The sequence below is a fragment of the Guyparkeria sp. SB14A genome (assembly GCF_005096345.1).
Taxonomy (GTDB): domain Bacteria; phylum Pseudomonadota; class Gammaproteobacteria; order Halothiobacillales; family Halothiobacillaceae; genus Guyparkeria; species Guyparkeria hydrothermalis.
On record NZ_SWAW01000017.1, the window covers coordinates 41921 to 55402 of the forward strand.

16 protein-coding genes are annotated in these 13482 nt (G+C 65.8%); 13 read left to right on the forward strand and 3 right to left on the reverse strand.

Annotated elements, in window-relative coordinates; translation table 11 throughout:
* Positions 1–53 precede the first annotated feature (53 nt).
* The 8 genes from atpE (at position 54) to glmU (ending at position 7259) form a co-directional block, all read left to right on the forward strand.
* The gene (gene atpE, locus FAZ79_RS07870) at positions 54–341 is read left to right on the forward strand and encodes a F0F1 ATP synthase subunit C (RefSeq protein ID WP_058574883.1); all 288 of its coding nucleotides are present in this window, start codon (positions 54–56) and stop codon (positions 339–341) included.
* A gap of 98 nt (positions 342–439) precedes the next feature.
* The gene (locus tag FAZ79_RS07875) at positions 440–910 is read left to right on the forward strand and encodes a F0F1 ATP synthase subunit B (protein WP_136867427.1); all 471 of its coding nucleotides are present in this window, start codon (positions 440–442) and stop codon (positions 908–910) included.
* Between the two features lie 16 nt (positions 911–926).
* The gene (locus FAZ79_RS07880; RefSeq protein WP_136867428.1) at positions 927–1463 is read left to right on the forward strand and encodes a F0F1 ATP synthase subunit delta; all 537 of its coding nucleotides are present in this window, start codon (positions 927–929) and stop codon (positions 1461–1463) included.
* 11 nt (positions 1464–1474) lie between these two features.
* Entirely contained in the window at positions 1475–3013 is a 1539-nt protein-coding gene (gene atpA / locus FAZ79_RS07885) for a F0F1 ATP synthase subunit alpha (RefSeq protein WP_136867429.1), read from the forward strand.
* A gap of 15 nt (positions 3014–3028) precedes the next feature.
* A complete protein-coding gene (gene atpG / locus FAZ79_RS07890; RefSeq protein WP_136867430.1) occupies positions 3029–3889 on the forward strand; it encodes a F0F1 ATP synthase subunit gamma in 861 nt (286 codons plus the stop codon).
* A 42-nt stretch (positions 3890–3931) separates the two neighbouring features.
* Positions 3932–5320: a F0F1 ATP synthase subunit beta gene (gene atpD, locus FAZ79_RS07895; RefSeq protein WP_136867431.1), complete on the forward strand. Its 1389-nt coding sequence runs from the start codon at positions 3932–3934 to the stop codon at positions 5318–5320.
* A gap of 15 nt (positions 5321–5335) precedes the next feature.
* Positions 5336–5779, forward strand: a complete 444-nt coding sequence (gene atpC / locus FAZ79_RS07900) for an ATP synthase F1 subunit epsilon (protein WP_136867432.1) — start codon at positions 5336–5338, stop codon at positions 5777–5779.
* Positions 5780–5873: 94 nt separating this feature from the next.
* Positions 5874–7259, forward strand: coding sequence for a bifunctional UDP-N-acetylglucosamine diphosphorylase/glucosamine-1-phosphate N-acetyltransferase GlmU (glmU, locus tag FAZ79_RS07905; protein WP_136867433.1), 1386 nt, complete (start codon positions 5874–5876; stop codon positions 7257–7259).
* Between the two features lie 21 nt (positions 7260–7280).
* On the opposite strand, the gene hemW is transcribed toward glmU, so the two are convergent.
* Both hemW and rdgB read right to left on the reverse strand, forming a co-directional pair.
* Positions 7281–8450, reverse strand: coding sequence for a radical SAM family heme chaperone HemW (gene hemW, locus FAZ79_RS07910; protein ID WP_136867434.1), 1170 nt, complete (start codon positions 8448–8450; stop codon positions 7281–7283).
* A 7-nt stretch (positions 8451–8457) separates the two neighbouring features.
* On the reverse strand, positions 8458–9090 hold the full coding sequence (rdgB, locus tag FAZ79_RS07915) for an RdgB/HAM1 family non-canonical purine NTP pyrophosphatase (protein WP_136867435.1): 633 nt from the start codon (positions 9088–9090) through the stop codon (positions 8458–8460).
* Positions 9091–9255: 165 nt separating this feature from the next.
* Here rdgB and ykgO point away from each other — a divergent pair, with 165 nt between their 5' ends.
* The 4 genes from ykgO (at position 9256) to tal (ending at position 12272) form a co-directional block, all read left to right on the forward strand.
* Entirely contained in the window at positions 9256–9381 is a 126-nt protein-coding gene (ykgO, locus tag FAZ79_RS07920; protein ID WP_058574874.1) for a type B 50S ribosomal protein L36, read from the forward strand.
* A 148-nt stretch (positions 9382–9529) separates the two neighbouring features.
* A complete protein-coding gene (locus FAZ79_RS07925) occupies positions 9530–9994 on the forward strand; it encodes an Hsp20/alpha crystallin family protein (protein WP_136867436.1) in 465 nt (154 codons plus the stop codon).
* 180 nt (positions 9995–10174) lie between these two features.
* Positions 10175–11077, forward strand: a complete 903-nt coding sequence (locus tag FAZ79_RS07930) for a DnaJ C-terminal domain-containing protein (RefSeq protein ID WP_136867437.1) — start codon at positions 10175–10177, stop codon at positions 11075–11077.
* A gap of 97 nt (positions 11078–11174) precedes the next feature.
* On the forward strand, positions 11175–12272 hold the full coding sequence (tal, locus tag FAZ79_RS07935; RefSeq protein ID WP_136867438.1) for a transaldolase: 1098 nt from the start codon (positions 11175–11177) through the stop codon (positions 12270–12272).
* A 32-nt stretch (positions 12273–12304) separates the two neighbouring features.
* Here the strand turns inward: tal and FAZ79_RS07940 are convergent, their stop codons facing one another.
* Positions 12305–12886, reverse strand: a complete 582-nt coding sequence (locus tag FAZ79_RS07940) for a redoxin domain-containing protein (RefSeq protein ID WP_136867439.1) — start codon at positions 12884–12886, stop codon at positions 12305–12307.
* Between the two features lie 118 nt (positions 12887–13004).
* Here FAZ79_RS07940 and FAZ79_RS07945 point away from each other — a divergent pair.
* The coding region (locus FAZ79_RS07945; protein WP_282097233.1) for a flavoprotein at positions 13005–13482 on the forward strand (478 nt) is incomplete at its 3' end.

Sequence of the window (13482 nt, forward strand, 5' to 3'; positions counted from 1 at the left end):
CACCGACCCGAGTTTCCTTTGACCCTTTGTTTTTCTGATTAGGAGAAGAAGCCATGACCCCCGATATGCTCGCTACCATCTATGCCTACACCGCTGTTGGCGTTGGTGTGATCCTCGCTGCCGCCGGCCTCGGCTCGGCCATCGGCTGGGGCCTGATCTGTTCCAAGACCCTCGAGGGCATCGCGCGTCAGCCGGAGATGCGTCCGCAGCTGATGACCAACATGTTCATCTTCGCTGGTCTGATGGAATCCTTCCCGTTCATCATCCTCGCGTTCGCGATGTGGTTCCTGTTCGCCAACCCGTTCGTCGGTGCCCTGACCTCCGCGATTGGCGCCCTCTAAATCGCGTCCTTCGTGACATCGATTCGGCAGACGCGGCGGTTCGATCCGCCGCGTCCTGCTGACCGGAAACCCAATCCGTATTTACGCGAGGGGACATTGTGAGTATTTCGATCACACTGGTTGCTCAGCTGATCGCCTTCGTGCTGATGATCTGGCTGGTCAACAAATATCTGTGGGCGCCGCTCTCCGCACTGATGGAAGCGCGTCGCAAGAAGATTGCTGACGGCCTGTCCGCTTCCGAGCGCGGCAAGCACGAGCTGAAACTGGCCCAGGAGCGCTCGACCGAGCTGCTGCGCGAGGCCAAGGACAAGGCGAACGACATCATCGCCCAGGCGAACTCCCGTTCGAACCAGATCCTGGAAGAGGCGCGCAACAACGCCAAGACCGAGGCCGAGCGCATCGTCGCCCAGGCCAACGCCGAGATCGACCGCGAGGTCAATCGCGCCAAGGAAGAGCTCCGTGCCCAGGTTGCCGATGTGGCGGCCACCGGTGCCGAGCGCATCCTCAAGCGCGAGGTGACGGACAAGGACCACGAATCCGCGATCTCAGATCTGATCGCTCGGATCTAAGACAAGCGGAGGCCCTATGTCTGAGAACACCACAGTCGCCATCTCGTACGCGAAGGCAGTGCACGACCTCTGTGCCGATGCGGCACAGGCCAAGCACTGGTCCGAGGCGCTTGCCGGGCTGTCTGCCGTTGCGCAGAACGCCGACATGGTGGCGTTTCTGGGCGACGAGGCACGCTCCCGTGCCGACCGGCTCGCCGGCTTCATCAAGGTGGTCGAGGACGCCGTCGACGAGAAGGCGCTCAACCTCGTGCGCCTGCTCGGCGAACGCGACCGCCTCGATCTGCTGCCGGAAGTGGCCGCGGCCTTCGAGAAGCTGCGTGCCGAAGCGGAGCGCCGCATCGTGGCCTCCGTCGTCTCGGCCAAGCCTCTGACCGACGAGCAGTCGAACCAAATCAAAACAGCGCTCGGCAAGCGACTCGATCGCACCGTAGAGCTCGAAACTACCGTCGACGAGGACCTCATCGGCGGCGCGATCATCCGCGCCGGTGACCTGGTCATCGACGGATCGATGCGCGGAGAGCTCGAGCATCTTGCCGTACAAATGAGTCGCTAAGGAGATCTTCCATGATCAACCCGTCTGAAATCAGCAGTCTGATTAAAGAGCGCATCGAAAACTTCGATGCCGGCGCGGAAGCGCAAACCGTCGGCACCATCGTCCCGGTGGGCGACGGCATCATCAAAGTTCACGGCCTGAGCGAAGCCATGCTGGGCGAAATGCTCGAGCTGCCGGGCGGCGCGTTTGCCGTGGCCATGAACCTGGAGCGCGACTCGGTCGGCGCCGTGGTTCTGGGCAATTACGAGCACCTCAAGGAAGGCGACCAGGTCAAGTGCACCCAGCGCATCCTGGAAGTGCCGATCGGCAAGGAGCTGCTGGGCCGCGTCGTGAACACCCTCGGTCAGCCGATCGACGGTCGCGGCGAGCTCAACGCCGAGACCACCGCGCCGATCGAGAAGATCGCGCCGGGCGTCATCGAGCGTCAGAGCGTCGACCAGCCGATCCTCACCGGTATCAAGGCCATCGACTCGATGGTGCCGATCGGCCGTGGCCAGCGTGAGCTGATCATCGGCGACCGCCAGACCGGTAAGACCGCGGTCGCGATCGACACGATCATCAACCAGAAGGGCAAGGGCGTTTACTGCGTCTACGTCGCGATGGGCCAGAAGGCCTCCACCGTGGCCAACGTGGTACGCGAGCTCGAGAAGCACGGCGCGATGGAATACACCATCGTCGTTTCCGCTTCCGCCGCCGACCCGGCCGCCATGCAGTACCTGGCCGCCTACGCCGGCTGCACCATGGGCGAGTACTTCCGCGACCGCGGCATGGATTCGCTGATCGTGTACGACGACCTGACCAAGCAGGCCTGGGCCTACCGCCAGATCTCCTTGCTGCTGCGTCGTCCGCCGGGCCGCGAAGCCTACCCGGGTGACATCTTCTACCTGCACTCGCGTCTGCTGGAGCGTGCCTCCCGCGTCAACGAGGACTACGTCGAGAAGTTCACCAACGGCGAAGTCAAGGGCAAGACCGGTTCGCTGACCGCGCTGCCGATCATCGAGACCCAGGGCGGCGACGTCTCCGCGTTCGTTCCGACCAACGTGATCTCGATCACCGACGGTCAGATCTTCCTCGAGACCGACCTGTTCAACTCCGGCATCCGCCCGGCGATCAACCCGGGCATCTCCGTATCCCGTGTCGGTGGCTCGGCGCAGACCAAGGCGGTCAAGAAGCTGGCCGGCGGTATCCGTACCGATCTGGCCCAGTACCGTGAGCTGGCGGCGTTCTCGCAGTTCGCCTCGGATCTCGACGAAGTGACCCGCAAGCAGCTCGAGCGCGGCAAGCGCGTCACCGAGCTGATGAAGCAGCCGCAGTTCAAGCCGCTGTCGGTCACCGAGATGTCCCTGTCGCTCACCGCCGCCAACGAGGGCTTCCTCGATGACGTGCCGGTCGAGAAGGTCAACGACTTCGAGGCCGCTCTGCACGCCTTTGCCGCCGACAACGCCGGCGAGCTGGCGAAGAAGATCGGTGACGAGGGCAACTACAGCGATGAGATCGCCGCCGAGCTGAAAAAGGTCGTCGAGGACTTCAAGGCCAAAGGCGTCTATTAACCGGGGGGCGAAATCATGGCCGTAGGCAAAGAGATTCGCACCAAGATCAAGAGCGTCCAGAACACGCGCAAGATCACCAAGGCGATGGAAATGGTGGCCGCATCCAAGATGCGGCGCGCCCAGGAAGCGATGGAGGCGACCCGTCCCTACGCCGAGAAGTTTCTCGAGGTAGTGGGTCACATCACCAACGCGCATCCTGAGTACCGCCATCCGCTGATGGTCGAGCGTGAAGTCAAACGCGTTCTGATGATCGTGGTGACCACGGATCGGGGCCTGTGCGGCGGGCTGAACGTCAACCTGCTCAAGCGCACGGCCGACAAGATTCGGGAATACGAGAAGAATGGTGTCGAGGTCGACGTCATCCCGGTCGGCAGCAAGGGCCGCGCTTTCTTCCGCCGGTACGGGGGCAACATCCTGACCTCCGTCACCGGTCTGGGGGACAAGCCGAACTACGCGGCGATGCGCAAGGCGATCAACGCGGCACTGGCCGCGTTCGAGAACGGCGACATCGACCGGATCGATCTGGCCCACAACGAGTTCGTGAACTCGATGAGCCAGAACCCGGTCGTTGAGCAGATCGCGCCCTTGCGGTACCAGGAGGACGAGAGCCTCAAGCATCACTGGGACTACATCTACGAGCCGGACTCGGAGATTGTCCTGGATGCGGTGCTCAAGCGGTACCTGTCGGGCCAGATCGTGTCCGCGGCCGTCGAGAACGTGGCATGCGAGATGGCGGCACGCCGGATCGCGATGAAGAACGCGTCCGACAACGCCAGCGACATGATCACGGACCTCAAGCTGCAGTACAACAAGGCGCGTCAGGCGGCGATCACTCAGGAGATCTCCGAGATCGTGTCCGGCGCGGCCGCCGTGTGACGACGGCACCAACCCATTTTTCGAATTGAAAGAGGAACACACATGAGTTCTGGAAAAATTGTCGAGATCATCGGGGCGGTGATCGACGTCGAATTTCCGCATGACCAGGTGCCTTCCGTCTACGACGCGCTGCGCGTTGACGAGAACGGTCTGGTGATCGAGGTTCAACAGCAGATCGGTGACGGCATCGTTCGTGGCATCGCCATGGGCACCTCCGACGGTCTCAAGCGCGGCCTGTCCGTGACTTCCACCGGCAAGCCGATCTCGGTACCGGTCGGCAAGGGCACCCTGGGTCGCATCATGGACGTCCTGGGCGAGCCGATCGACGAGGCCGGCGCAGTCGAGAGCGACGAGAAGTGGTCGATCCACCGCAAGGCGCCGACCTTCGACGAGCAGGCCTCGGGCACCGAGCTGCTGGAGACCGGCGTGAAGGTCATCGACCTGCTCTGCCCGTTCGCCAAGGGCGGCAAGGTCGGCCTGTTCGGCGGTGCCGGCGTGGGCAAGACCGTCAACATGATGGAGCTGATCCGCAACATCGCCGTCGAGCACAGCGGCTACTCGGTTTTTGCCGGCGTGGGCGAGCGTACCCGTGAGGGCAACGACTTCTACCACGAGATGAAGGACTCCAACGTCCTCGACAAGGTCGCCCTGGTCTACGGCCAGATGAACGAGCCGCCGGGCAACCGTCTGCGCGTCGCGTTGACCGGTCTGACCATGGCCGAGTTCTTCCGTGACGAGGGTCGTGACGTCCTGATGTTCATCGACAACATCTACCGTTACACCCTGGCGGGTACCGAGGTTTCCGCACTGCTGGGCCGCATGCCGGCCGCGGTGGGCTACCAGCCGACGCTGGCCGAGGAAATGGGCGTTCTCCAGGAGCGCATCACCTCGACCAAGACGGGCTCGATCACCTCCGTCCAGGCGGTCTACGTACCGGCGGACGACCTGACCGACCCGGCCCCGGCCACCACCTTCGCCCACCTCGACGCGACCGTCGTACTGGCACGTGACATCGCCGCCATGGGTATCTACCCGGCGATCGATCCGCTGGACTCCACCAGCCGCCAGCTCGACCCGCAGGTCGTCGGTGAAGAGCACTACAACACCGCCCGCGGCGTGCAGACCACCCTGCAGCGGTACAAGGAGCTCAAGGACATCATCGCCATCCTCGGCATGGACGAGCTGTCCGACGACGACAAGGCGGTCGTATCCCGTGCTCGTAAGATCCAGCGCTTCCTGTCGCAGCCGTTCTTCGTTGCCGAAGTGTTCACGGGCGCCCCGGGCCGCTACGTTCCGCTCAAGGAAACGATCCGCGCGTTCAAGGGCATCGTGGCCGGCGAATACGACCACCTGCCGGAGCAGGCGTTCTACATGGTTGGCACCATCGACGAAGCCGTCGAGAAGGCCAACAAGATGGCTGAGAAGGCCTGATAACGGAGGTCGACAATGGCTATGACTACCCGAGTCGACATCGTCAGCATGGAAAAGCCGATCTTCACCGGGAAGGCGACCTTCGTCACCATCCCGACCGAAGCCGGCGAAATGGGCGTCACCGCCCGCCACACGCAGACGTTGTCGGTACTGCGTCCGGGCGAAGTCCGGGTGCATCAGGACGACGGCTCGATCGTGCGCTATTTCGTCGGTTTCGGGGTGGTCGAAGTCCAGCCCCACGTGGTCAGCATCATTGCTGACTGGGCGCTGACGGAAGAGGACGCGAAGAACCTGGATCCGAACGAACTCGAAGCCCGCATGGGTGAAGAGGAGGATTACGTTCAGGAGTACGAGCAGCGCGGGCAGCTCGACTTCACCTCGGCCGAGATGATCATGGTCGAGGCGGAAGAACGCCTCAAGTGGATCAAGTCCATGCGTTCCGCGGGCGGTCGCCACTAAGGCGACGCGTCGGCAGACGTGTTGAAAAGGGGCCTTCGGGCTCCTTTTTTGTTTCCGCCGTTTCGATCGGCACGAAACCAGAGGTACGTACGCAATGAAGGATTCCGCAACCGGCCGACTGCACGTGGTGGTGCTTGCCGCGGGCAAGGGCACGCGCATGCGCTCGAGCAAGCCCAAGGTGCTGCACGAGATCGCCGGTCGATCGATGCTGAGCCACTGCCTGGACACCGCCGCAGCGCTCAATCCGGCCACGATCCGGGTGGTGATCGGCCACCAGGGCGAGGCGGTGCGCGAGTCGCAGTCCGGTCGCGAGGTCGAGTGGGTCTGGCAGCGCGAGCAGAACGGGACCGGTCACGCGGTCCAACTGGGCATCGAGGGCCTGGCGGCCGGGCCCGACGACCGGGTACTGGTGCTGTACGCCGACGTGCCCCTGCTGGGCGCCGACCTCCTGGGGCAGCTGACCGGCTCCAATGCGGCGGTGGGCTTGCTGACGGTGCGGATGGACGACCCGACCGGCTATGGCCGCATCATCCGCGACGAGCGCGGCCGGGTGCAGCGCATCGTCGAGCAGAAGGATGCCAGCGCGGCCGAACGCGAGGTGCGCGAGGTCAACACCGGGATCCTCATGGCGCGTTACGGGGACCTGGTTGCCTGGCTTGACCGTCTCGAGTCCGGCAACGCCCAGGGCGAGCTCTACCTGACCGACATCGTCGAGATGGCCGCGAGCGAGGACAAGGCAGTCGAGGCCTTGGTCGCCGAGGATGTCTGGGCGGTGACCGGGGTGAACGACCGGCTCGCCCTTGCCCGCCTGGAGCGGGTCTACCAGGCGCGCCAGGCCGAGGTGCTGGCCCTGGCCGGCACGACGATCATGGACCCGGCCCGCCTGGACATCCGCGGCCGGCTGCATTGCGGCATGGACGTCTCGATCGACGTCGATTGCGTGTTCGAGGGCGAGGTGCGCCTTGGCGACAACGTGCGCATCGGCCCGCACTGCGTGCTGCGCGACTGCGAGATCGGTCCGAATTCGATCGTGGAGGCCTTCAGCCACCTCGACGGGGTGGTGACCGCGGGCGACAACGCGATCGGTCCCTACGCCCGTCTGCGACCCGGCGCGGCGCTGGACTCGGCCGCCAAGATCGGCAACTTCGTCGAGGTGAAGGCCGCCCGGATCGGCGAGCGCTCCAAGGTCAATCACCTGTCGTACGTGGGCGATGCCCGCGTCGGCGACGACTGCAACCTCGGCGCCGGCACGATCACCTGCAACTACGATGGCGCGAACAAGCACCACACGGAGATCGGTGACGGGGTCTTCGTCGGTTCGGCCGTGCAGTTGGTCGCGCCGGTGACCGTCGGCCGCGGCGCGACCGTCGGGGCAGGCTCGACCATCACGCGCGACGTCGCCGAGGGGGAGTTGGCCATCGCGCGCAGCCGACAGAAGGGCATCGCCGGCTGGCGACGCCCGCAGAAAAAGCGCGACTGAACGAGGCTTTCGACCGGGGGCTTATCCCTCCGGCAGGAAACGCCCGAGTACGTCGTTGAGAAAGCGCAGGCCGCGCTCGGTTGGCCGGATGGTCTGGATGTCCCACTCGATCAACCCGTCGTCCTCCAGCCCACGCAGGGTCTCGGAGACCACGGCGATGGGCATGCCGGTGCGCTCCTGGAACAGGCTCACCAGAAAGCCCTCGGTCAGGCGCAGGGCGTTGAGCATGAACTCGAACGGGATTTCCTTGCGGCCGATGTCGTGGGCGTCGACGTTCTCCGGTTGACCCGCCAGCTCCAGGTACCGGTTGGGGTGGCGGCTGCGCATGCGTCGCTCGATACGGTTCTCCGCCGGGATCGTCAGCTTGCCGTGGGCGCCGGCACCGATGCCGAGATAGTCGCCGAACTGCCAATAGTTCATGTTGTGCTGGCAGACGTGATCGGGCTGGGCAAAGGCCGAGATCTCGTAGTGACCGTAGCCGGCGCCGATCAGTCGCTCACGGCCGGCCTCGCCGATCGCCTCGAGGGTGACATCGGCCGGCAAGGCCGGCGGGCTGAAGGCGAAGGCCGTGTTGGGTTCGATGGTCAGCTGGTACCAGGACAGGTGCGGTGGCTCGAGCGAGATCGCGGTGTCGATGTCCGCCAGGCCATCGCCTTCCGTCTGCCCGGGCAGGCCGTGCATCAGGTCGATGTTGAAGCTGTCGAGACCGGCATCGTGCGCCGCCTCGATGGTACGCCAGGCTGCGCGCCGGTCGTGGATGCGGCCCAGTCGCTCAAGCGAGTCGTCGTTGAAGCTCTGCACGCCGATCGAGACCCGGTTGAAGCCGATGGCACGGTACTCGGCCAGCCTTGATGCCATGTCGGTGCCCGGGTTGACCTCGAGGGTCACCTCGCGCGTAAAGCGCAGGTCGAGCAGGGCGCGCAGGCCGGACATCAACCGGTCCAGTGCCTCCGGCGAGAACAGGCTGGGCGTGCCCCCGCCGAGGAAGATGGTCTCGATCGGCCGGCCCCAGATCAGCGGCAACTCGGGTTCGAGGTCGCGCAGCAGCGCGTCGATGTACTCGGCCTCGGGTAGCTCGCGACCCTTGAGCCCGTGCGAGTTGAAGTCGCAGTAAGGGCACTTCTCCACGCACCACGGCAGGTGGACGTAGAGCGAGAGCGGCGGGTTGTCGGTGAATTGCAGCAGGCTCATCGGTGGCTCACGCGGAATGGATGTCGATCGAGGCGAGTTGCTCGATCAGTTGCTTCAAGGCGCGGGCGCGGTGGCTGACGCGGTGCTTCTCGTCCGGATCCATCTCGCCGACGCTCATGCCGTGCTCCGGGGAGAAGAACAGCGGGTCGTAGCCGAATCCGCGCGTACCGCGAGGGGCATCGAGCACCTCGCCTTCCCAGGTGCCCTCGACGACGATCGGCGCCTCGTCCCCGGCGTTCTGGACGAAGGCCAGGGCGCAGACGAAGCGCGCGCTGCGCGGGGCATCCGGGCGACGCGCCAGTTCGTCGACCAGCTTGGCGTTGTTCTCGGCATCGCTGGCGTCCTCGCCGGCAAAGCGCGAGGAGAAGATCCCCGGCCGGCCGTCGAGGGCATCGACCACCAGCCCGGAATCGTCGCCGATCGCCGGGTGGCCGGTGATCGCCGCGGTGTGTCGCGCCTTGATCAGGGCATTGCCGCGGAAGCTGTCGGCATCCTCGGTCGGGGAGGAGACGTTCCAGCCGCGCTGCGAGACGAAGCGCAGCCGCGTCAGCGTGGGGTGGCTTTCAGCCAGCACCCGGCGCATTTCCTCGAACTCGGCCATCTTGCCGTCGTTGTTGGTGGCGATCACGATGTCGGTCATTCGGGCGTCCCGGTCGGTTGATGCAGGCAGCGAGGATACCTGCAACCGGGCACTCCTGCAGTGCCCCGGGTCGCCTCGGGCAAGGCGGTGGTTGCCAAAGCGGGCCGGATCGGCTATATTGCCGCGCTTTGTGTGGAACCGAGCGGATTAGCGAAAGGGGCGTCCATGAAAATTCTGTCTTCTCTCAAGTCAGCCAAGAAGCGACACAAGGACTGCCAGGTCGTTCGTCGTCGCGGCAAGGTTTACGTCATCAACAAGACCAACCCGCGCTTCAAGGCCCGTCAGCGCTAAGGCGACCGACGGACTGATGCGTGACACAAGGCCCCGCCTCGGCGGGGCCTTGTCGTGTCCGGGGCTTGAAAATTCCCGAGCTCGACCTACATCGAACGCATGAACAAGGCATTGGCCAGTCATTGAACATCGAGAGGAGGTGTTGAACATGGCTATCGTGCGTTACAAGCCGGAAGGTCAGACCCGCAACCACCCCTGGGGTATGCTGGATCAGCTCTATCGCGAGATGAACTCGCTGTTCGAGCCGAGCCTCAGCGAGGGGGGCGACGAGGGCAAGCTCGAGATCGCGGACTGGGCGCCGGCGGTCGACATCAAGGAAAACGAAAACGCCTACGAGTTGCACGTCGACCTGCCGGGCGTCGACCCGAAGAGCGTCGAGGTCACGGCCGACAACGGCGTGCTCGAGATCAAGGGCGAGCGCAACTCGGAGCTGAAGAAGTCCCAGGATGGCTACTCGCGCATCGAGCGTCACTACGGGCGTTTCTATCGCCGCTTCACCCTGCCCGAGCAGGTGGATGCCGACGGCATCAAGGCGAGCTCCGAGCACGGGGTGCTCACCGTGACGATCCCCAAGGCGGAAAGCTCCAAGCCGCGGCGCATCGAGGTGAGCTGATCCGCTCCGGCCGCCGGCCGCGGATGCACGCGAAAAGCCCGGCGGCCCCGGGCTTTTCCTCTTTGGGCTTTTCTTTAATTTCCGGCGTGCCGAAAGCCCGACCCAACCCCGACGGCCCGGGGCGGGTTTTCGAGACGCCGGCCAGACGGCAAACCGAACATCACTCGGAGGAGTGCAGGCGTGAAATATCACGACTACTACGCAACCCTGGGCGTGGCGCGTAATGCCTCGCAGGACGAGATCAAGCGGGCCTACCGCAAGCTCGCGCAGAAATACCACCCGGACCGCAACAAGAGCGCCGAGGCCGAGGACAAGTTCAAGGAGATCAACGAGGCCTACGAGGTGCTCGGCGATCAGCAGAAACGGGCGCGCTACGACGCCCTCGGTTCGGGCTATCACCACGGCGACGAGTTCGGTGCCGGCCCCGGCGGCCCCGGTGGATTCGGGGGCGGCTTCGGCGGTGACGACTTCGGCGCCGGCGGCTTTTCCGATTTCTTCTCCCAGTTCTTCGGCGGCGGCTTCGGTGGCCCGGGTGGTCCGGGTGGCGGCCAGGGCCGCAGCGTACGCGGCCAGGATGTCGAGGCCGAGGCGCCGGTGCCGCTGGAGCTGCTGGTCACCGGCGGGGCACACACCATCCGGGTCTCCGATGGTCGTGGCGGCGCCCGCTCGCTGAAGGTCAACGTGCCGGCCGGCTCCGCGCCGGGGCGGCGTATCCGGCTGTCCGGCCAGGGCCAGCCGAGCCCGATGGGCGGGCCGGCGGGTGATCTCTACCTGGTGCTGACCCTGCGCGAGGAGGATCGCGACCGGGTCGATGGCAACCACATCATCCAGGAACTGCCGATCACGCCCTGGGAGGCGGCGCTGGGCGCCAAGGTGCCGGTCACCCTGCCCGACGGCAAGCGCATCAACATGAGCGTGCCCGCCGGGTCGCAATCCGGTCGCAAGCTGCGCATCCCCAAGCGCGGCTTTGCCGGTGGCGATCTCTTCCTCGAGCTGATGATCCACACCCCGCCGGCCAAGACCGACGAGGCGCGCGAGTTCTACGAGGAAATGCGCGCCTCGATGCCCTACGATCCGCGATAAGGGCACGTGGGCGGCGCCTGAGCGTCTAAGCTCCGGGTAGGGGCGCCGCCGCGGTGCCTCGTCCGTGTCACGCGCCAGCAACCGGGAGGGGTCGCCGATGACCGCGCATGCCTTGAGCCAGCTCCACCAATCGCAGGGCCAGAGCCTCTGGCTGGACAACCTGTCGCGGGCCCTGTTGACCGACGAGGGCCTGCCGCGGCTGATCCGCGATTACGGCATCCGCGGCGTGACCTCAAATCCGTCGATCTTCAAGAAGGCGATCGTCGGCAGCGACCTCTACAGCGAGGACATCGCCGCCGGCAAGCGCCGGTATTCGGACGTCGAGTCGGTCTACGAGCACCTGGTGGTCACCGATATCCAGCGCGCCTGCGACCTGCTGCGCCCGGTCTGGGACCAGTCGCACGGCGAGGACGGCTGGGTCTCCTGGGAGGAATCGCCCGGCATCGCCCACGACGCCGAGGCCTCGGTGCGCGCCGCCCACCGCCTGCGCGAACTGGTCGGTCGGCCCAACGTCCTGATCAAGGTGCCGGGCACGGTCGAGGGCATCGAGGCCTTCGAGCGCCTGATCGGCGACGGGGTGAGCGTCAACGTCACCCTCTTGTTCTCCCTCGATCAGGTCCGGCGGGTGTTCGCCGCCTATCGACGCGGCATCGAGCAGCTGGAGAAGAACGGCGGCAAGGTCGCGGAGGTGCGCGCGGTGGCCAGCCTGTTCATGAGCCGGGTCGACACCCTGGTCGACAAGCAGCTCGAGGCCATCGGCGGCGAGCGCGCCGAGGCGCTCAAGGGGCGTGCGGCGCTGGCCCTGGCCGGCATGGCCTACGCGCATTTCCGCGAGGTGTTCGAGGACGAGTCGTTCGACCGCTTCGAGCAGGGAGGCGCCTGGCCGCAGTACCTGCTCTGGGCGAGCACCGGCACCAAGAACCCGGCCTACTCGGACCTGCTCTACGTCGAGAACCTGATCGCGCCGCGCACCATCAACACGCTGCCGGACGCGACCCTCGAGGCGTTCGCCGACCATGGCCGGATCGCCTCCCTGTTGAAGCCGCGCCTCGACGAGGATCGCGAGGTCTGGGCCGAGCTGGCCGATCTGGGCATCGACATGGACGGCGCGGTGCGCGACCAGCTGCTCGACGAGGGGCTCGAGCAGTTCCAGACGGCCTTCGACGAGTTGCTCGCCGCCATCGACCAGGCCTGATCGATTCCTGGTGAATCAGGTCGAGACGCGCCTCACTCGGCGGCGCGGTTCATCCACCACATCCGCAGGCGCACGCCCCAGGGGCTGGTCAGGCCGGTGGTCGAATGGGCCACCCGGCCGGTCTGATCGAAGAACAGGAAGGTGGGCGTGACGTTCACGCCCAGGCTCGAGGCGATCTGTCCGTCGGGGTCGTTGATCACCGGCAGCTTTTCGAGATCGTTTTCCCGCATGTGGGCGCGCACCGTGGCCGCATCGCCCGACTGCATCGCCACGGTGATCACGCGGTGGTCGTCGACCAGATCGACCAGCCAAGGCATCTCCAGGTCGCAGTAACCGCACCAGGTAGCCCAGAAGACCACCACGGTGGGCTCGTCCGCCGGCCCGCCCAGGGTGAGTTGCTCGCCCTCGATGGTTTCCACGGCCATGCCGGGGATCTCGCCATCGGGCAGGTCCGGGCCCATCCAGGCCTGCACGGCCAGCAGCGCGGCGACGAACACCAGGCCCTCCAGCGTCCAGCGTGCCCAGCGCGGCAGGCGGCGCTTGGGTTTCGGCGGCGGGGTGTCACCGGGATCACTGTCCGGCTTGTTGGCCTTGTTGCCTGGGTCGTCTGACATACGTTGTCTCGAAGGTATCCGATTAAAGATTGTGGATGATGGCACTGGCGCGCCGCTTCATGACGCGCTCGGATAGTGGTATCGGCTGCCTGCCGGTCTTCCCTGATAAACTGCGCCCATGAACGCCCCGTCATCCAACGAGCCATCCCGACAGCGCATCCTCGTCGGCGTCTCCGGCGGCATCGCGGCCTACAAGGCCGTGGCGCTGGTGCGTCGCCTGGTCGAGGCCGGTGCGGAGGTGCGCGTGGTGATGACCGAGGCGGCCACCCGGTTTGTCACGCCGCTCACCTTTCAGGCGGTCAGCGGTCATCCGGTGCGCACCACGCTGCTGGATGCCGAGGCCGAGTCGGGCATGGATCATATCGCGTTGGCCCGCTGGGCCGATGCCGTGGTGATCGCCCCGGCCAGCGCCGACCTGATGGCGCGGCTGGCCGCCGGCATGGCCGACGATCTGCTGACCACCCTTTGTCTCGCCACGGAGGCGCCGGTTCAGCTGGCCCCGGCCATGAACCGGCAGATGTGGGCCCATCCGGCGACCCGGGCCAACCGCGACACCCTGCTCGCGCGCGGCGTGACCCTGCTGGGGCCGGCGGCCG